Raw genomic sequence first — 16,513 nt, 5'->3', positions numbered from 1 at the left:
GCAGCAGAGGCTAGGTCGCTGACCACCGATCATCAACATGATCAACTTGGCGGGTTAGCTTGGGCGTCATGCTCTACCTGGACCGGCCTGCCTGGCCGTGGCGCGGTCGGCTCTGGTCGCACCTGATCAGCGACCTCTCGTACGCCGAACTGCACGCCTTCGCGGAGACGCTGGGCGCGCCCCGGCGCGGCTTCGACCGGGACCACTACGACATTCCCGCCGACCGGTTCGCGGCGGCGGTGTGGCTCGGGGCCCGCGTGGTGCCCAGCCGCGAGCTGGTCCGACTGCTCCGCGACGCTGGCCTACGCCGCCCCAAGCACCTGGTCAGCCCACGCCCGTCGGCGGCTCCCCAGCGGTGAGCGTGGCCAGCTCGCGGCGCAGGTTGGCGCGGGCCGGCTGCTCCCACCGCTCGGCCAGCGGCGGCAGCCGGAACAGGGCGGGCAGCGCCAGCAGCCCGTTGAGCACCGCGGCCCGACCGACCCGGAAGGCCTGCTCCGGCACGTGCGCGTACTCCCGTCGAATGGCCGCCGCGTAGCGGTCGTAGCCGGCCTTCGGCGCGGCCAGCACGGCGAGGTCCGCGTCGCAGAGCAGAGCGCCGTCGCGGTCGCCCGGCCCCACCGCGTGGCCGGCGGTGAGCAGCACAAGCCGGGACACCTCGGCCGCCGCGGCCGCTGGCACCCCCAACCCGTCGAGCACGCTCTCGGCCAGCGTGGCGCTGTCCCGTTCGTTGGCGTCGCCGGCGGCCCGTGGGTCGTAGACCGCGTCGTGACACCACGCCGCCAGCCGGACCAGGTCGGCCCGGTCGGCCAGCCCGGCGTGCCGGTCCACCACGTCGAGTACGGCGGTCAGGTGGGTCACCGTGTGGTATTGCCGATGCGGCTCCCGCCACCGGGTGAGCAGCCGCTCCCCGGCCCGGGTCGCGTTCGCGTCGGGCCGCGCCCCGGCATCGCGGGCGGCCGTCCGCCAGCGGTCCAGCAGATCGGTCACCGCCCGAGTCTGCCGTATCCGACCGGAGCGTGCGGAACGGGAGGATTCAGCGGGCGTGCCACGGGTAGTCGCGCCCATGGCCGTGGATCGGGACAAACGACCCGCGCTGGTGCGACGTACCGCGCTGCGCGAGGGACTGGTGGACGTCGACGGCGCGCGGATCGCCGAGGCCACCGAGCAGCTGCGGCATCGGAGCCGGGCCACCCTGCAGGACCGGCTGCACCGGGTCCGGATGGCCGGTGGGTTGGCCGTGCAGGCCGGGCTGGCCGCCGGGCTGGCGTACCTGATCTCGCACAAGGTGCTCGGCAACCCACAGCCGGTCTTCGCGCCGATCTCCGCGGTCGGCACCCTGGCCGCCTCGGTGGGCCAGCGGTTCCGTCGGACCGTGGAGCTGATCGCCGGGGTGGGAATCGGGGTGGGTATCGGCGACTTCCTGATCTACCTGGTCGGCACCGGCGCATGGCAGCTCGGCCTGGTGGTCACGGTCGCGATCCTGGTCACCATCTTCGCCGGGGCCAGCGTGGCCATCGTCATCCAGGCGGCGGCCACGGCTGTCCTGATCGTCACGCTGAGTCCGTCCACCCAGGACCTGGAGATCCCGCGCTTCGTCGACGCGTTCCTCGGCGGTGGCGTCGCGCTGCTGGTGACGGCGGTGCTGCTGCCGTTGAATCCGCTCCGGGTGATCAACCGGGCCGCCCGGCCGGCACTGGACCTGCTCGCCACCCAGCTCGACGCGACCGCCGAGGGGCTACGCACGCGGGACCGCGCCAGCGTCCAGCGGGCGTTGGAGCGGCTGCGCAACAACAAGACCGAGCTGCAGACGTTCTCCGAGGCGATCGAGGGGGCGAAGGAGACCGCCACCCTCTCCCCGGCCCGCTGGCACCGACGCAGCGAGCTGATCCACTACGTGGCCGCCGCCGACCCGATCGATCGGGCGATGCGCAACACCGGCACGCTGATTCGTCGGTCTGTCACGCTGATCGAGGACGAGGAGCCGGTGCCGGACCCGATGCCGGACGCGATCGCCCACCTCGCCGAGGCGGTCCGGCTGCTCAAGCACGAGTTCGCGGTCGGCGAGGAACCGCAGCAGGCCCGGGAACGGTCCCTGCGCGGGGTCAGTGAGGCCGGCCGGGCGTACGGCGCGGGGGTGGGTTTCTCGGGCAGCGTGGTGATCGCCCAGGTCCGGACCACGGCAAGTGACCTGCTGGTGGCCTCCGGCGTCGAGCAGGAGGAGGCCAACCGGTGCATCCGTACCGCCTTCGGGGAGCAGGAGCGGCCGGTCGGTGAACCGGCGGAGCCGGGCGACACGGCGAAGCCCCCCACCGCCCCGCCGGTCGGCTGACCGAGCCGCCCGGCGAGCGCGGCGCCGCAGCCCGGCACGGCGAGCGCGGCGCCGCAGTCCGGCGCGGCGAGCGCGAAGCCTCAGCCCAGCGCGGCGAGTGCGGCGAGCAGCCGGTCCACCTGGGCGGCGGTGCTGCCCAGGCCGATGCTGGCGCGCAGTGCGGTGGGCGGCAGGTCCCGCCGGCCGGAGCGCCCCGCCGCCTCGGCGAGCAGCCGCCGGGCCAGCGGATGTGCGCAGAACAGCCCGTCCCGGACGCCGATCCGGTGCTCGGCGGCCAGCCGGGCGGCCACCTCGGCGGAATCCTGCCCGGCGACCACGAACGACACGATGCCGACCCGGGGCGCGTCCGGGCCGAAGGTGCGCAGCTCCACCACGTGCGGCAGGGCGGCGATGCCGGCGCGGAGGCGGGCCAGCAACGCCTGCTCGCGGGCGGCCAGCGCGGCCCGGTCCGCCTCGGTCAGCGCCGTGCACACCGCCGCCAGGGCCACCGCCCCGAACAGGTTCGGGGTGCCGCCCTCGTGTCGTGCCGGGCCGGTCGCCCAGGTCACGTCGTGGGTGGCGGGGCCGACATGGCTGGTGGCGCCGCCACCGGCCAGGTACGGCGGAGCCGCGTCCAGCCAGTCCGCGCGGCCGATCAGCACACCCGCGCCGAACGGCGCGTACAGCTTGTGGCCGGAGACGGCCACGTAGTCCACGTCGAGCGCCAGCAGATCGACCGGTACGTGCGGGGCGAGCTGTGCGGCGTCGAGGGCGATCCGGGCGCCGTGCCGGTGCGCCACCCGGGCCAGCTCTGCGACCGGCCATTGCTCGCCGGTCACGTTGCTCGCTCCGGTCACCGCGACCAGCACCGGCAGCGCCGGATTGCTGGCCCGGCGCAGCTCGGTGAGGGCGGCGGCGAGGGCGCGTACCGCCCCGTCGGGGTCGGCGGGCACCGGCAGCCGGACCGAGCCCCGTGGCCAGGGCAGCAGGTTGGCGTGGTGCTCACCGGCGAAGGTGACCACCGTCGTGCCGGCGGGCAGCGACCGGGCCAGCAGGTTGAGCGCGTCGGTGGTGTTGCGGGTGAAGATCACTTCGTCGTCGGCGCGGGCCCCGAAGAAGTCGCCGACCGTCTGCCGGGCCCGCTCGTACGCCAGCGTGCAGCGCCGCGACAGCGCTCCCGCGCCGCGATGCACGCTGGCGTACCAGGGCAGCAGCTCGGCCACCGCGTCGGCGGCGGCCCGCGCGCACGGCGCGGTGGCCGCGTAGTCCAGGTTGATCTCGCCCGGCACACCGAGTACGTCGAGCGGCCCCGACGGAGCCGGGGTGGGCGCGGGCGCGGTGATGGTGGGCAACGAGGGTACGAGGGTGACGGGCACGCCGGAACCTCCCGGGTCAGGGACCCCGGGTGTGGCATCGGGACGGGGTCCGCGCTTGCCCAGCACGCCGATCGGGCTGGGCCCGGTCATCACCCGGGGCACCCCACCGCGAACTCGACGAGGGTTGCCGGCCAGCAAGCCGGGGCTGAACGCTGGCACTCGTGACCTGGACGCAGCATAGCGGCTGCCGATGCGACCGGACCAGCCGGCGGCGGATGGCTACGCTGACCGCATGGTCGACACCCCGCCCGGTGCATCCCTGCCGTCGTCGCCGCCCGCGCCCGCCGATCCGGCCGCCGTCGTGGCGCCCCAGATGCCGGTACGCAGCAAGGGCTGGCGGTTCCTGGTGCTGGGATCGGTGGCGCTGTTCATCGCCGCGTGCGCGGGCTACATGGTCTTCAAGCTCAACCAGTCGCTCGGGCTGGAGGCGCTGCTGATCGGCCTGGCCGCGGCCGTCCTGCCGGTGCCGGTGCTGGTCGCCTGCTTCCTCTGGCTGGACCGGTACGAGCCGGAGCCGCTCAAGTATCTGATCTTCTGCTTCGCCTGGGGTGCGTTCGTCTCGACCGCCGCCGCCCTCACCGTCAACGAGTTCGCCGCCGACCGCTTCGCCGACTGGGGGCTGCCGTCCGCGCTCACCGGCGTGCTGGTGGCGCCGTTCATCGAAGAGCTGACCAAGGCCCTCGGCCCGATCCTGTTGCTGGTGTTCCGCCGCCGGGAGTGGTCCGGGATCACCGACGGCCTGGTCTACTGCGGGCTCTCCGCGGTCGGCTTCGCCATGGTGGAGAACATCCTCTACCTGGGCGGGTACGGCTACGCGGCCGGTGCCGACCGGTACGGTCCGGCGACGGGCACCCAGCAGGTCATCGCCATCTTCATCGTCCGGATCCTGCTGTTCGGGTTCGCCCATCCGCTCTTCACCTCGATGACCGGTGTGGGGCTGGGTATCGCGGCCCGGACGGCCGACCGGCGGGTCCGGGTGTTCGCCCCGGTCGCCGGACTGCTGCTGGCGATGATGCTGCACGGCACCTGGAACCTGCTGCCCACGTTGACCCAGGCCACCGGCCAGGCGGTGATCATGCTGTACGGCTTCCTCGGCGTGATGGTGCCCATCTTCTTCGGCACGGTGGGGCTGGCCGTGTGGCTGCGCGCCTGGGAGGGGCGACTCACCGAGCGCACGCTGCCCGACTACGTCCGCGCCGGCTGGTTGAGCCCGCCCGAGGTGGCCGCGCTGAGCAGCTTGGGCCGCCGGCACGCGGCCCGCAGTTGGGCGCGTCGGGTGGCCGGGGACGCCGGGGTGAAGGCGATGCGCGGGTACCAGTTCGCCGCGACCCGACTGGCCCTGCTGCGGGACGGGACGCTGCGCGGCCTGGACCGCAAGCCCGCCGATCAGGCGCGGACCGCCCGGGAGGAGTGGGAGCTGCTGCAGGCGATCAGCGCGTACCGGTCGTTCTTCGTGGGTCGAGACCCGCAGGCCCCGGTCGGGGTCTGGGACGGCAGCCAGTACCACCTGCGTTTCCCGGACGGCTCGCAGCGGGTGGTGGCCGCGCCGGACGAGCCGGTGGTGCCGATCCCGGTGGTGCTGGCCGCGCCGCCGCCGGTGGGCTACGCCCCGCCCGGCTGGCCTGGCCTTCGGCCGGCGGCGCCCTGGCCGCCCGGTCACCCCTGATCGGCGCGCCGGGTCAGGTCATCAGGGTGGTGAGGAAGTCACCGAGCCCCTGTGCCAGCGCCATCAGCGCGGCCCCGATCCCCTTGAAGATCTGCGCGGCGCCGTCCGGCCGGAAGGCCATGAAGTAGATCAGGAACGCGACACTGCCCCAGGTCAGCAGCTTCTTCACGAATACCGGCATCGTCCCTCCCCAGGGCAACGGTCGCCGGCTGGCTTCCCCCCGTACGGCCCGGCAAACGACGCTCGGTGCGCGGCCGGGGGAGGGGACGCGTCAGAGGTAGAGGCCGGTGGAGTTGTTGTCGACCCGCTCGGCGGCCACGGCGTGCACGTCCCGCTCCCGCAGCAGCACATACCCGCGGCCGTGCAGTTCGACCTCGGAGCGGTCGTCCGGGTCGAACAGCACCCGGTCACCGGAGACGATGGCGCGGACGTTCGGCCCCACCCCGACGGCGGTGGCCCACGCGAGGCGCTTGCCGACGGCGGCGGTCGCCGGGATGACGATGCCGGCGGTGGAGCGGCGCTCGCCCTCGCTGCCCTCCATTCGCACCAGCACCCGGTCGTGCAGCAGGCGGATCGGCAGGCCGGCGTCGAGATCCTGGTCGGCGGTCACCTCGGAGACGCTACCGTGTCGCCGGAGGCCGCCCGCCGGTGGTTACACCTGAGGTCACCGGGGCAATGTGTGGCGCACGGGCCCTACGGTGTCACGAACGGACGTATGCTGTCCGACCTGTCGCCGTGGGCGGATCGTTCTGCCAGGAGGTGCGCTTGAGCCGCTTCGAGCGGGTACGCGGGCGGCTTCGCCGCGCCTACCAGTCACGACGGGCATCGGCGGTCGCCGGCCAGAGCGCCGCGAGCGACGCGCCGGAGCCGGCCCAGGTGGCCTCGCCCGCCGCGCCGGGGCCGGTCGCCCCACCGACGGCCACGGTCGTGGGCGCGGAGCCGTCGACGGCGCACATCTCGACCTCCAGCCAGGACGACGCCGACGTGCCGCACGGCCTGCGGATCGCCGCCGCCTGGTGCTGGCGGCTGATCGTGATCGGCGTGGTGGCCTGGGCGCTGCTCCAGATCGTCGGCACGATCAAGATCGTGATCATCCCGCTGGCCATCGCCCTGCTGCTCTCGGCGCTGCTTGCGCCGGCGGTGGGCTGGCTCCTGCGGGCCCGACTGCCTCGGTCGCTGGCGACCGCGGTGGTGCTGGTCGGCGGGCTGGCGGCGGTGATCGGCACCCTCACCCTGGTGGTGAACGAGTTCATCCGGGGGGTGCCGGAGCTGAGCGACAAGTCCACCCAGGGCGTCCGGCAGATCCAGAACTGGCTGCGCACGGGTCCGCTGCACCTCTCCGACACCCAGCTCGATCGCTACATCGACGAGGCGCAGGCCTGGATCAACGACAACACCGCGAAGTTCACCAGTGGCGCGCTCAGCACCGCGGCCACGCTGGCCGAGGTGCTGACCGGTGCGCTGCTCGTGCTGTTCGCCACGTTCTTCTTCCTTCGCGACGGCAGCCGGATCTGGCGCTTCGTGGTCCGGCTGCTGCCGGTGGCCGCCCGGTGGAAGGTCGACGACGCCGGCCGGGCCTCCTGGCACACGCTGGTCGCATACGTCCGGGCGACCGTGCTGGTGGCCTTCATCGACGCCGTCGGCATCGGCATCTTCCTGGTCATCTTCGACGTCCCGTTCGCCTTCCCGCTGGCCGCGCTGGTCTTCCTCGGCGCGTTCATCCCGATCGTCGGTGCAGCGCTCTCCGGCGGCGTGGCGGTGCTGGTGGCCCTGGTCGACAGCGGCCCGGTCACCGCGCTGATCATCCTGGGTGTGGTGATCGGTGTGCAGCAGGTGGAGGGGCACATCCTCCAGCCGCTGATCATGGGACGGGCGGTGGCCATCCACCCGCTCGCGGTGATCATCGGGATCGCGTCCGGGGTGGTGCTCGCCGGGATCACCGGCGCGCTGGTCTCCGTACCGTTGATCGCGGTGCTCAACACCGCCGTCCGCCGGCTGGCGGCCCGGACCGTCCCGGACACTCCGCCCGACGCCGTGGTCGTCGCCTCGCAAGCACCCTGACCCCCGCGCCGCCCCCGGCCCCGCGCCGCCGGGCGGCCCGCGCCGCCGGGCCCAAGATCGACACAACTACCTGGAAATAGTGGCCTCCGCGCTGGCGGAGGCCACTATTTCCTTGTCGTTGCGCGGATCGTGCCCTGCGCGGTGGCGCGGATCGTGCCCTGCGCGGTGGCGCGGATCTTGCCCTGCGTGGTGGCGCGTCAGGTGGCGGCCAGGCGTTGCAGGGCGCCGCGGGCCACCTCGGGACGGGTCGTGTACCAGAAAGGCGGCAGCGAGCGACGCAGGAAGGGCCCGTAGCCGCGGGCGGTCTCCAGCCGCGAGTCGAGCACCGCGACCACCCCCCGGTCGCCGGTCGCCCGGATCAGCCGGCCCACCCCCTGAGCCAACCGGACCGCCGCGATCGGCACGCTGACCGCAGCGAAGCCGGAGCCGCCGCCCGCGTCCACCGCCGCGGCACGGGCCGCCGCCAGCGGCTCGTCCGGTCGGGGGAAGGGCAGCCGGTCGATGACGACGAGCTGACAGGCGTCACCCGGCACGTCCACCCCCTGCCAGAGCGACATCACCCCGAACAGGCAGCTGGCCCGCTCCTCGCGGAACCGGCGGACCAGCAGCGGCAGCGCCTCCTCACCCTGGAGCAGCACCGGCAGGTCGGTCCGCGCACGCAGCAGCTCCGCCGCCTGCTGCGCGGCCCGCCGGGAGGAGAAGAGCCCGAGGGTACGGCCACCGAGCGCCTCGACCAGCCCCAGCAGCTCCTCCCCGGCAGCCTCGGGCAAGCCGGAGACACTGGGCCGGGGCAGGTGCGCCGCGACGTACAGGATGCCCTGCCGGGCGTAGTCGAACGGCGAACCGACGTCCAGTGACCGCCATCCCGGGCCCTCGGTCGCCGGCACGACGACGCCCGCCGTGGCATCTCCGGCCAATCGGCGACCCGGTGCCTCGGCGGCCGGACGGCCCGGGCCGGTACGCGCTGCCTGCGCGGCGGCGGCCGGAGACGGTGGAGCGGGCGGCGGCGCGTCCAGCCCGAGGGCGCGCGCCACCGTGTCGAACCGGCCGCCCAGCGCCAGGGTCGCCGAGGTGGCGACCACGGTGCGCTCGTCGTAGAGGTGGTTGGCGAGGGTGCCGGCCACCGACAGCGGGGCGACCACCAGGGCACGCCGGCTGCCGCTGTCGTTCTTCTCCACCCAGGCCACGTCGTGGTCGGCCTCCTCCAGCAACCGCTGCGCGGTGGTGGACAGCTCGTCCAGCACCGCCTTGGCCTGCTGCTTGCGGACCGGGTCGGGATCGTCGGACTTGACCTCGCCGATCGCGTCCAGCGCGGCCCGGGTGGCCGAGTCGAGCAGGGTGCACGCCTCGCGCAACGGCGTCGGCAGCCCGGCGGTGATCCGGCCGGCCGGGGCCTCGGCCAGCCCGACCGCGAGGGCGTCACCGGCCGCGGTGAGCGACTCGGCGATCTCCGGGCGCAGCAGTGGACGCGCCCGCCGCGCGGACCGGTCGACCTGCTCCGGCACCAGCTCGGCCTGGGCCGCCGAGGAGACCCGGTCGGCCAGCTCGTGCGCCTCGTCGACGATGAGCAGCTTGTGCGGCGGCACGATGTGCCGGTCGGCCAGCATGTCGACCGCGAGCAGGCTGTGGTTGGTCACCACGATGTCGGCTTCCCGGGCCCGCGCCCGGGACGCCTCGGCGAAGCACTCCGCACCGAACGAGCAGCGGGTTGCGCCGACACACTCGCGGGACGGCATCGACACGAGCCGCCAGGCCTGGTCGTCGACGCCCGGGTCCAACTCGTCGCGGTCGCCGGTGGCGGTCTTGTCGGCCCAGTCGCGCAGCCGCTCCACCTGCTTGCCCAGCCGGCCCGCCTCGCCGAGCCATTTCGTCCCGCCACCGGGGCGGGCGGCCGGGGCGTCGAAGAGGGTGTCCTCCGGCTCCTCCTCGGTGGAGTTGTCCAGCCGGGCCAGGCAGAGGTAGTGGTGGCGGCCCTTGAGCACCGCGAACGTGGGCCGCCGGCCGAGCAGCGGCTCGACCGCGTCGGCCAACCGGGGCAGGTCGTGGTCGACCAGCTGGGACTGCAACGCCAGCGTGGCGGTCGAGACCACCACCGGACCGTCCACGGTGAGCGCCGGCGCGAGATAGGCCAGCGACTTGCCGGTGCCGGTGCCCGCCTGGACGAGCAGGTGCTCGCCGTTGGTCACACAATCCTCGATGGCGGTGGTCATCTCCTGCTGGCCCGGCCGCGCCGCGCCGCCGGGCACCGCCCCGACCGCGGCGGCGAGCAGCTCCGCTCCACTGGGCCGGGCACCCCGCCGCCGCTTCCCGGCGCGGGCCGACGGGGTGGCGGAACCGGTGGCGGTGCGGGGCGGAGTCACCGTGCGACGGTACCCGTCCGGGCGGACACCGACCGCGCCCATCCACCCGCGTGGCGGGTCGCCGGTCCGGGGCGGTCGGTCCGGCCCGTGCCGTCCCGTTACGGCCGCACTACGAGCAGTGGGCAGTATCGGTTAGGGTGCGAATCATGCCGAGCGACATGGTCCGAGTGATCTACCGCAAGTACGACGGCAGCGCCCACCGCGACTACCCCGCCCGCCGGCTCGCGGAGGACGACCTGGGCATCTGGTTGGGCGTCCACACCGGCACCGAATCGGTCTACCACGGCCGCCCATCGGTGGAGAAGATCCCGTTCGTCCTGCTGGTGCCGCACCAGGGCTGGTGGACGGGGATGTTCAACCCGCCCCCACGGACCAGCGAGGTCTACTGCGACATCGCCACCCCGGCCCGCTGGGAGTCCGACGACACGGTCCACCTGATCGACCTCGACCTCGACGTGGTCCGCCGCCGCACCACCGGCCTGGTCGAGCTGCTCGACGAGGACGAGTTCGCCGAGCACCGCGTCCGGTACGGCTACCCGGAGGACGTGGTGGTCCAGGCCGAGGCGGCGGCCCGCTCGCTGTACGACGCGCTCGGCGACGGCACCGAGCCGTTCGCCACCTCGTACCGCAAATGGTTGGCCCTGGTGGTCTGAGCCGGCTCGCTCACCAGCGCGGCGGCCACGTCTCGTCGTCGCCCAACGGCGGCAGGTCGGCGACCTTCTCCGGGTTGAGCTGGTTGAAGATGCCGGTGACCCGGCCCTGGTCGACGGCGAACGCGGTGACCATGCGGAGTGGCCGACCGTCGGCGTACACCGTCTCGATCTGCAGGCCGAGCACCCCGTCGACCAGCACCGGCCGCGCCCGCACCGCGTTGGTGTAGCGGCCGGCCCGGCCGAACAGGCCGAGCGCGAAGCGACCCACCGCGTCCGCGCCGACCACCGGTCGACGGGCCGCCGGGAAGTGCCCGTTGGAGTCGCCGATGAAGACCACGTCCGGCGCGAGCACGCGGAGCAGCGCGTCCAACTCGCCGGACTCGGTGGCGGCGACGAACGCGGCGATCACCCGGCGCTGTTCGGCCGGTTGGGCGGTGTGCCGAGGCAGATCCGGTGCGCTGACCGCCCTTCGCGCCCGGGAGGCGAGCTGCCGGGCGGCCACCTCGGTGGTGCCGAGCACCTCGGCGACCCGGGCGAACGGCACCGCGAACACGTCGTGCAACACGAACGCGACGCGCTGCTCCGGCGCGAGCTGCTCCAGCACCACGAGCAGCGCCGTGCCCACCTGGTCGGAGCGCACCGCCCGCTCCGCCGGGTCGGGGGCGTACCCGTCGGTCGGCGGTACGGCGTCCAGCGGACTCACGATCGGCTCCGGCAGCCACTGGCCCCGGTACGCCTCCCGGCGAACCCGGGCCGAGCGGAGCACGTCCAGACAGATCCGGGCGCAGGTGGTGGTCAGCCATGCGGACAGCTCGCGGATCTCGGCGCGGGCCGCCGGGTCGGCGAGCGCACCGGCGTAGCGCAGCCACGTCTCCTGCACCGCGTCCTCGGCCTCGCTGCGGCTGCCCAGCATCCGGTGGGCCACCGCGAGCAGGCGGCCCCGTTCGGCCTCGAACTCCGTCGCCAGGTCCCGCACGACCCACCACCCCTCCCGGCCGGCACCGCGTCCCGGCGTACATCCTCCCGCCAACCGGACGCGTCGCGCCGCCCCGGGTGGGTCCGTCCGCCCGTCGGGCGGCGCTCAGCGGGCGGATGGCCGGCCGGTGGGTGATGATCCGGGGATGAGCGCACCCCAGGAAGCGCAGATCGTGGCACCGCACGGCGGATCCGCACGGGAGTTGCTGCGGGTCACCGCACCGGTCGACCTCGGCGCGATCGACCCCCGGTCCATGCCCGGCCTCCCGTCGACGAAGGTGACCGGCGGGCAGCGCAAGGAGTGGGCCCGCGCGCAGGTGGAGTTGATGGGCGAGGAGTTGGGCCGGCAGCAGGAGATGCTCTTCGCGATGGCCAAGGCCGACTCGGACCGGCCGGCGCAACGGGTGCTGCTGGTGCTCCAGGCGATGGACTGCGGCGGCAAGGACGGCACGATCAAGCGGGTGGCCGGCGCGATGAACCCGCTGGGTCTGCACATCCGCTCGTTCGGTCCGCCGACACCGCAGGAGCTGCGGCACGACTTCCTCTGGCGGATCCGTCGCGCGCTGCCGCCGCCCGGGTACGTCGGGATGTTCAACCGCTCGCACTACGAGGACGTGCTGATCGCCCGGGTCGGCTCGCTGGTGCCGGAGGCGACCTGGCGGGCCCGCTACGACGAGATCAACACCTTCGAGCGAGAGCTGGCCGGGGACGGGGTGACCCTGGTGAAGGTGATGCTGCACATCTCGTACGCCGAGCAGGGCGAGCGCCTGCTGGAGCGTCTGACCGACCCGCACAAGCACTGGAAGTACAACCCCGGGGACGTCGATGCCCGGGCCCGCTGGGACGACTACCAGGCGGCGTACGCCGAGGCGCTGAGCAGGTGTGGGACGGACGCCGCGCCCTGGTTCGTGGTGCCGGCGGACCGCAAGTGGTACCGGGACTGGGCGGTGGCCCACCTGCTGCGAGAGACGTTCGACACGCTCGATCTGGGGTATCCGCCTGCCGATTTCGACGTGGCGCACGAGCGGGAACGGTTGCGTGGTGGGGGAGTGGGGGCGGATGGGGCGCCCGAGATGAACAGCAGGTGAACGATCAGTGAATGCGGCTTGGCCAGGGGTGGGCCGGCGAATTCGTGGTTCTGCCGTTTCCTAGCATTCCCCTGCAGGCGTCTCCCGGGCGCCGCCACCCTTCCACCAACGCGACGAGGTCTGTGCTGTGAAGTTTTCCTTCCGCCCCACCGAGGGCGCCTTCTACGAGCTCTTCACCAGGGCCGCGCAGAACCTGGTCCGGGGCACCGCGCTGCTGAACGAGCTGGCCCTGCCCGGCGTGGACGTGCAGTCGGTCAGCGAGCGGCTGACCGAGGTCGAGCACGACAGCGACCAGATCACCCACGAGCTGTACAAGAAGATCAACTCTACCTTCATCACGCCGTTCGACCGGGAGGACATCTACCGGCTGGGCTCGCTGCTGGACGACGTCATGGACCACCTGGAGGCGGTCGGCGACCTGCTCTACCTGTACGGGCTCACCGAGCTCCCGGCACTGCCCCGCGAGCTGCACGAGATGGTCAACGTGCTCGACCAGCAGGCCAAGCTGACCGCCGACGCGATGCCCCGGTTGCAGTCGATGAAGGATCTCGAGGACTACTGGATCGAGTGCAACCGGCTGGAGAACGAGGGTGACCGGATCAACCGGCAGCTGCTTGTCCGCCTCTTCTCCGGCGAGTACGACGCCTTGACGGTGCTGAAGATGAAGGAGGTCGCCGACGAGCTGGAGGCCGCCTGCGACGCCTTCGAGCACGTGGCCAACACGGTCGAGACCATCGCGGTCAAGGAGTCCTGAACCGGTGACCCTGACCCCCGAACTCATCGCCGTGCTGGCGGTGATCGTCGCCGCCATGGCGTTCGACTACACGAACGGCTTCCATGACGCGGCGAACGCGATCGCCACCAGCGTCTCGACCCGGGCGCTGACGCCAAGGATCGCCCTGCTGCTGGCCGCGGTCGGCAACTTCATCGGTGCGCACTTCGGCGCCGGGGTCGCCAAGACCGTCGGTGACGGCCTGGTGACGCTCCCGACCGGGGTGGCCAGCCTCGGGGTGGTCTTCGCCGGAGTGCTCGGTGCGATCGCCTGGAACCTCGTCACCTGGTATTTCGGTCTGCCGTCGTCCTCCTCGCACGCCCTCTTCGGCGGCCTGGTCGGTGCGACCCTGCTGGCCAGCGGTGGCGTGGTGCAGTGGGCCACCATCGGCGAGAAGGTCCTCCTGCCGATGGTGCTGTCCCCGATCGTCGGTCTCACCCTGGGCTACCTGCTGATGCTGGCCATCCTCTGGCTCTTCCGGAAGGGGCAGCCGGGCAAGCTCAACCGGGGCTTCCGCTGGGCGCAGACCCTCTCGGCGGCGGCCATGTCGGTCGGCCACGGCATGCAGGACGCCGCGAAGACCATGGGCATCATCGTGCTGGCGCTCTACACCGGTGGCTTCCAGAGCGACAAGACGCACATCCCTGGCTGGGTGTTCTGGACCTCCGCGACGATGCTGGCGCTCGGCACCTACTCGGGTGGTTGGCGGATCATCCGGACCCTGGGTCGCAAGATCATCGACCTTGGGCCGCCGGAGGGCTTCGCCGCCGAGACGGTCGCCAGCGCGGTGCTCTACTTCAACGCCCTGGTGCTCAAGGCGCCGATCTCCACCACCCACACGATCACCTCGGCGATCATGGGCGTGGGCGCGACCAAGCGGCTCTCCGCCGTGCGCTGGAACGTCGCCGGCAACATCGTGCTGGCCTGGATCATCACGTTCCCGGCCGCCGCGCTGATCGCCTGCATCGCCTACCTGCTGGTGCGCCCGCTCTTCGGCTGACCGCACCCAGCACGTCGACGGCCCCGGCCACCGCATGTCTGCGGCGGCCGGGGCCGTTCGTTCGTCTCACTCGTACCGGACGCCGATCTGCTCGCGTACCGCGTCCAGCAGCGCCATCACCTCGAGCGTGGTGGCGTGCGACACCAGTGGGCTCTCGGTCAGACCGGCGGCCAGGCAGCGCTGCACCTCGATCGCCTCGTACTGGTAGCCGTTGCCGGCTCCCTCACCATCGATCGTCTCCGGCTCGGCGCCGTCTCGATGCAGGGTCAGCGACCCGGGCCGGAAGAACGGCTCCGGCAGGTCGATCCGGCCCGTGCTGCCGGTGATCGAGGCGGAGACGTTGCTCGACCCGAGGATGCCGCAGCTCAGGGTGGCCAGCGCGCCGCTGTCGTAGCCGAACAGGATGCCGGTGTTCTCGTCCGTCCCCTCCGGGCCGAGCTGCGCCCAGGACCGGATGTGCTGCGGAACGCCGAGCAGCAGGTGGGCCAGGCTGATCGGGTAGACCCCCAGGTCGAGCAGAGCGCCCCCACCCAGCGCCGCGGCGCGCATCCGGTGCTCCGGCGGGAACGGCCCGGCAACCCCGAAATCCGCGCGTACGCCGCTCACGGTGCCGATCGCCCCGTCCGCGATCAGCTCGACTACCCGCAGGATCGTCGGGTTGGTCCGCATCCACATGGCCTCCATCAGGAAGACCCCGGCGGCGCGGGCAGTGTCCACCAACTCGGTGCTGGTGGCCAGGTCGAGGGTGAACGGCTTCTCCAGCAGCACCGCCCGCCCGGCGGTCAGACAGGTCATCGCCGCCTCGTGGTGCGCGGCGTGCGGCGTGGCCACGTAGATCGCGTCGACCTCGGGATCGGCGGCCAGCTCCACCCACGAGCCGTACGCGCGCTCCGCCCCGTACGTCTCGGCGAAGCGCCGCGCGCTCTCGACCGAGCGGGAGCCGACCGCGACCAGCTCGGCGTCCGGCACCAGCCGGAGGTCTTCGGCGAAACGGCTGGCGATGTGGCCGGTGGCCAGGATGCCCCAACGAGTCATGGTCGGCACGCTAGCCGAGCGAGGTGAATTACCTACCCGCCGGCCCGACGGCCGCGTGCTGCGGCCCGCCGGCCCCGCCGGCCGCGTGCTGTGGCCCGCCGGCCGCGTGCTGTGGCCCGCCGGCCGCGTGGTGTGGCCCGCTGGCCGCGTGGTGTGGCCCGCTGGCCGCGTGCTGTGGCCCGCGTGATCAACACGAGGTCGGCGATGTCGCGGTATTCCCCGCGCCGGATGCCCCGACATCGCCGATGTCGAGTCGATCACGAAGCTCGGCCCGCGCCTTCGGGAACTAGGCTCGCGTCATGACGATCGACAGTGACGGCTTCGCCGCCCCGGCCGCCCTGGTCGAGCACGCCCGGCGGTTCCAGGCCGAGGGTGGCGTCCCGGCGGTGCCCCGGGTCGCGGCCACCGTGCTGCTGCTCCGCCCTGCGGGCGTCGACTTCGAGGTGTACGTCATCCGCCGGGTCGCCGCGATGACCTTCGGCGGGATGTACGCCTTCCCCGGCGGCGGGGTGGATCCCTCCGACTCGGCTGCCCACCTCCAGTGGGCCGGCCCGCCACCGAGCGACTGGGCTGGGCGACTCGGCGTGGGCCCGGCTGCCGCCCAGGCGGTGGTCTGCGCCGCCGCCCGGGAGGTCTTCGAGGAGGCCGGCGTGCTGCTGGCCGGCCCGGACCCGGCGACCGTGGTGGGCGACGTCAGCGGTGACGACTGGGAGGCGGCCCGGCAGGACCTGGAGGGGCGTCGAGTGGGCTTCGCGGCGCTGCTCGCCGACCGGCGGTTGACGCTGCGATCGGACCTGCTGCTGCCATGGAGCCGGTGGATCACCCCGGAGTTCGAGCCGCGCCGCTTCGACACGTACTTCTTCGTCGCCCTGCTGCCGGCGGGCCAGCGGACCCGGGACGTCTCCGGCGAGGCCGACCACACCATGTGGATCCGCCCGGCGGACGCGCTGGCCCGGGCCGAGGCGGGCGAGCTGCGGATGCTGCCGCCGACCCTGGTCGCCCTGGCCCAGGTGGCGGCGGCCGGCGACCTGGCCGGCGTGGCGCGGGCCGCAGCCGACCGGGACGCCGCCACCCCGATCACCCCGCGCCTGGACCTGCCCCCGGACGGCGAACCCCGCTTCGTGCTCACCTAAACGCCGCCCCGCCTCCCGCCCTGCCCCGCGGCCCCCGCCCCCGCCCCCGCCGCCCTTGCCTCCGCCCGCCCCTGCCGTCCCGCCCC

16 protein-coding genes and 1 riboswitch are annotated in these 16,513 nt (G+C 73.3%); of the genes, 9 read left to right on the top strand and 7 right to left on the bottom strand.

Annotation, left to right across the window (positions count from 1 at the left end; all coding sequences use genetic code 11):
* Positions 1–68 precede the first annotated feature (68 nt).
* Positions 69–359 (top strand): DUF4031 domain-containing protein, encoded by a 291-nt coding sequence (locus V6V47_RS09585; protein ID WP_334627735.1) that lies wholly within the window; start codon positions 69–71, stop codon positions 357–359.
* Here the strand turns inward: V6V47_RS09585 and V6V47_RS09580 are convergent.
* Positions 325–987: an HD domain-containing protein gene (locus V6V47_RS09580; RefSeq protein ID WP_334627734.1), complete on the bottom strand. Its 663-nt coding sequence runs from the start codon at positions 985–987 to the stop codon at positions 325–327. The two genes, V6V47_RS09585 and V6V47_RS09580, sit on opposite strands and share 35 nt — an antisense overlap.
* Before the next feature lie 139 nt (positions 988–1,126).
* Here V6V47_RS09580 and V6V47_RS09575 point away from each other — a divergent pair, with 139 nt between their 5' ends.
* Positions 1,127–2,329 carry an FUSC family protein gene (locus V6V47_RS09575; RefSeq protein ID WP_334627943.1) on the top strand — a complete coding sequence of 401 codons (1,203 nt, stop codon included), beginning with the start codon at positions 1,127–1,129 and terminating at the stop codon, positions 2,327–2,329.
* Positions 2,330–2,409: 80 nt separating this feature from the next.
* On the opposite strand, the gene V6V47_RS09570 is transcribed toward V6V47_RS09575, so the two are convergent.
* Positions 2,410–3,684, bottom strand: a complete 1,275-nt coding sequence (locus tag V6V47_RS09570; RefSeq protein WP_442934206.1) for an aminotransferase class V-fold PLP-dependent enzyme — start codon at positions 3,682–3,684, stop codon at positions 2,410–2,412.
* 46 nt (positions 3,685–3,730) lie between these two features.
* A riboswitch (SAM riboswitch) is annotated at positions 3,731–3,851 on the bottom strand.
* 23 nt (positions 3,852–3,874) lie between these two features.
* Between V6V47_RS09570 and V6V47_RS09565 the strand changes: the two genes are divergently transcribed.
* The gene (locus tag V6V47_RS09565; protein WP_334627733.1) at positions 3,875–5,350 is read left to right on the top strand and encodes a PrsW family intramembrane metalloprotease; all 1,476 of its coding nucleotides are present in this window, start codon (positions 3,875–3,877) and stop codon (positions 5,348–5,350) included.
* Between the two features lie 13 nt (positions 5,351–5,363).
* Here V6V47_RS09565 and V6V47_RS09560 read toward each other — a convergent pair whose 3' ends face one another.
* Together V6V47_RS09560 and V6V47_RS09555 are read right to left on the bottom strand one after the other, a co-directional pair.
* Positions 5,364–5,531 (bottom strand): hypothetical protein, encoded by a 168-nt coding sequence (locus V6V47_RS09560; RefSeq protein ID WP_334627732.1) that lies wholly within the window; start codon positions 5,529–5,531, stop codon positions 5,364–5,366.
* 90 nt (positions 5,532–5,621) lie between these two features.
* Positions 5,622–5,960: a GroES family chaperonin gene (locus V6V47_RS09555; protein WP_334627731.1), complete on the bottom strand. Its 339-nt coding sequence runs from the start codon at positions 5,958–5,960 to the stop codon at positions 5,622–5,624.
* Between the two features lie 155 nt (positions 5,961–6,115).
* Here V6V47_RS09555 and V6V47_RS09550 point away from each other — a divergent pair, with 155 nt between their 5' ends.
* Complete coding sequence (locus tag V6V47_RS09550) at positions 6,116–7,411, top strand: AI-2E family transporter (RefSeq protein ID WP_334627730.1); 1,296 nt, start codon at positions 6,116–6,118, stop codon at positions 7,409–7,411.
* Positions 7,412–7,608: 197 nt separating this feature from the next.
* On the opposite strand, the gene V6V47_RS09545 is transcribed toward V6V47_RS09550, so the two are convergent.
* Positions 7,609–9,813: an ATP-dependent DNA helicase gene (locus V6V47_RS09545; protein ID WP_334627729.1), complete on the bottom strand. Its 2,205-nt coding sequence runs from the start codon at positions 9,811–9,813 to the stop codon at positions 7,609–7,611.
* Positions 9,814–9,917: 104 nt separating this feature from the next.
* On the opposite strand from V6V47_RS09545, the gene V6V47_RS09540 reads away from it, so the two are divergent.
* A complete protein-coding gene (locus V6V47_RS09540) occupies positions 9,918–10,424 on the top strand; it encodes a DUF402 domain-containing protein (RefSeq protein WP_334627728.1) in 507 nt (168 codons plus the stop codon).
* 10 nt (positions 10,425–10,434) lie between these two features.
* On the opposite strand, the gene sigJ is transcribed toward V6V47_RS09540, so the two are convergent.
* Positions 10,435–11,400 carry an RNA polymerase sigma factor SigJ gene (sigJ, locus tag V6V47_RS09535; RefSeq protein ID WP_334627727.1) on the bottom strand — a complete coding sequence of 322 codons (966 nt, stop codon included), beginning with the start codon at positions 11,398–11,400 and terminating at the stop codon, positions 10,435–10,437.
* Positions 11,401–11,545: 145 nt separating this feature from the next.
* On the opposite strand from sigJ, the gene V6V47_RS09530 reads away from it, so the two are divergent.
* From V6V47_RS09530 to V6V47_RS09520, 3 genes are all read left to right on the top strand, one after another.
* Positions 11,546–12,487 carry a PPK2 family polyphosphate kinase gene (locus tag V6V47_RS09530; RefSeq protein WP_334627726.1) on the top strand — a complete coding sequence of 314 codons (942 nt, stop codon included), beginning with the start codon at positions 11,546–11,548 and terminating at the stop codon, positions 12,485–12,487.
* Between the two features lie 127 nt (positions 12,488–12,614).
* Entirely contained in the window at positions 12,615–13,241 is a 627-nt protein-coding gene (locus V6V47_RS09525; protein WP_334627725.1) for a DUF47 domain-containing protein, read from the top strand.
* A gap of 10 nt (positions 13,242–13,251) precedes the next feature.
* Positions 13,252–14,259, top strand: coding sequence for an inorganic phosphate transporter (locus V6V47_RS09520; RefSeq protein ID WP_334627941.1), 1,008 nt, complete (start codon positions 13,252–13,254; stop codon positions 14,257–14,259).
* Between the two features lie 66 nt (positions 14,260–14,325).
* Here the strand turns inward: V6V47_RS09520 and V6V47_RS09515 are convergent, their stop codons facing one another.
* Positions 14,326–15,294 (bottom strand): Gfo/Idh/MocA family protein, encoded by a 969-nt coding sequence (locus V6V47_RS09515; RefSeq protein ID WP_334627724.1) that lies wholly within the window; start codon positions 15,292–15,294, stop codon positions 14,326–14,328.
* 299 nt (positions 15,295–15,593) lie between these two features.
* Between V6V47_RS09515 and V6V47_RS09510 the strand changes: the two genes are divergently transcribed.
* On the top strand, positions 15,594–16,427 hold the full coding sequence (locus V6V47_RS09510; protein WP_334627723.1) for an NUDIX hydrolase: 834 nt from the start codon (positions 15,594–15,596) through the stop codon (positions 16,425–16,427).
* Positions 16,428–16,513 lie beyond the last annotated feature (86 nt).

Source organism: Micromonospora sp. CPCC 205539 (assembly GCF_036906815.1).
In the GTDB taxonomy this organism is placed as follows: domain Bacteria; phylum Actinomycetota; class Actinomycetes; order Mycobacteriales; family Micromonosporaceae; genus Micromonospora.
This window is presented reverse-complemented; position numbering and strand designations above follow the sequence as displayed.

Coding starts and splice junctions, on each gene's coding strand:
- V6V47_RS09585 (WP_334627735.1), top strand. CDS start 69: ATGCTCTACCTGGACCGGCCTGCCTGGCCGTGGCGCGGTCGGCTCTGG.
- V6V47_RS09565 (WP_334627733.1), top strand. CDS start 3,875: ATGCGACCGGACCAGCCGGCGGCGGATGGCTACGCTGACCGCATGGTC.
- V6V47_RS09560 (WP_334627732.1), bottom strand. CDS start 5,531: ATGCCGGTATTCGTGAAGAAGCTGCTGACCTGGGGCAGTGTCGCGTTC.
- V6V47_RS09545 (WP_334627729.1), bottom strand. CDS start 9,813: ATGGGCGCGGTCGGTGTCCGCCCGGACGGGTACCGTCGCACGGTGACT.
- V6V47_RS09540 (WP_334627728.1), top strand. CDS start 9,918: ATGCCGAGCGACATGGTCCGAGTGATCTACCGCAAGTACGACGGCAGC.
- V6V47_RS09530 (WP_334627726.1), top strand. CDS start 11,546: ATGAGCGCACCCCAGGAAGCGCAGATCGTGGCACCGCACGGCGGATCC.
- V6V47_RS09515 (WP_334627724.1), bottom strand. CDS start 15,294: ATGACTCGTTGGGGCATCCTGGCCACCGGCCACATCGCCAGCCGTTTC.
- V6V47_RS09510 (WP_334627723.1), top strand. CDS start 15,594: ATGACGATCGACAGTGACGGCTTCGCCGCCCCGGCCGCCCTGGTCGAG.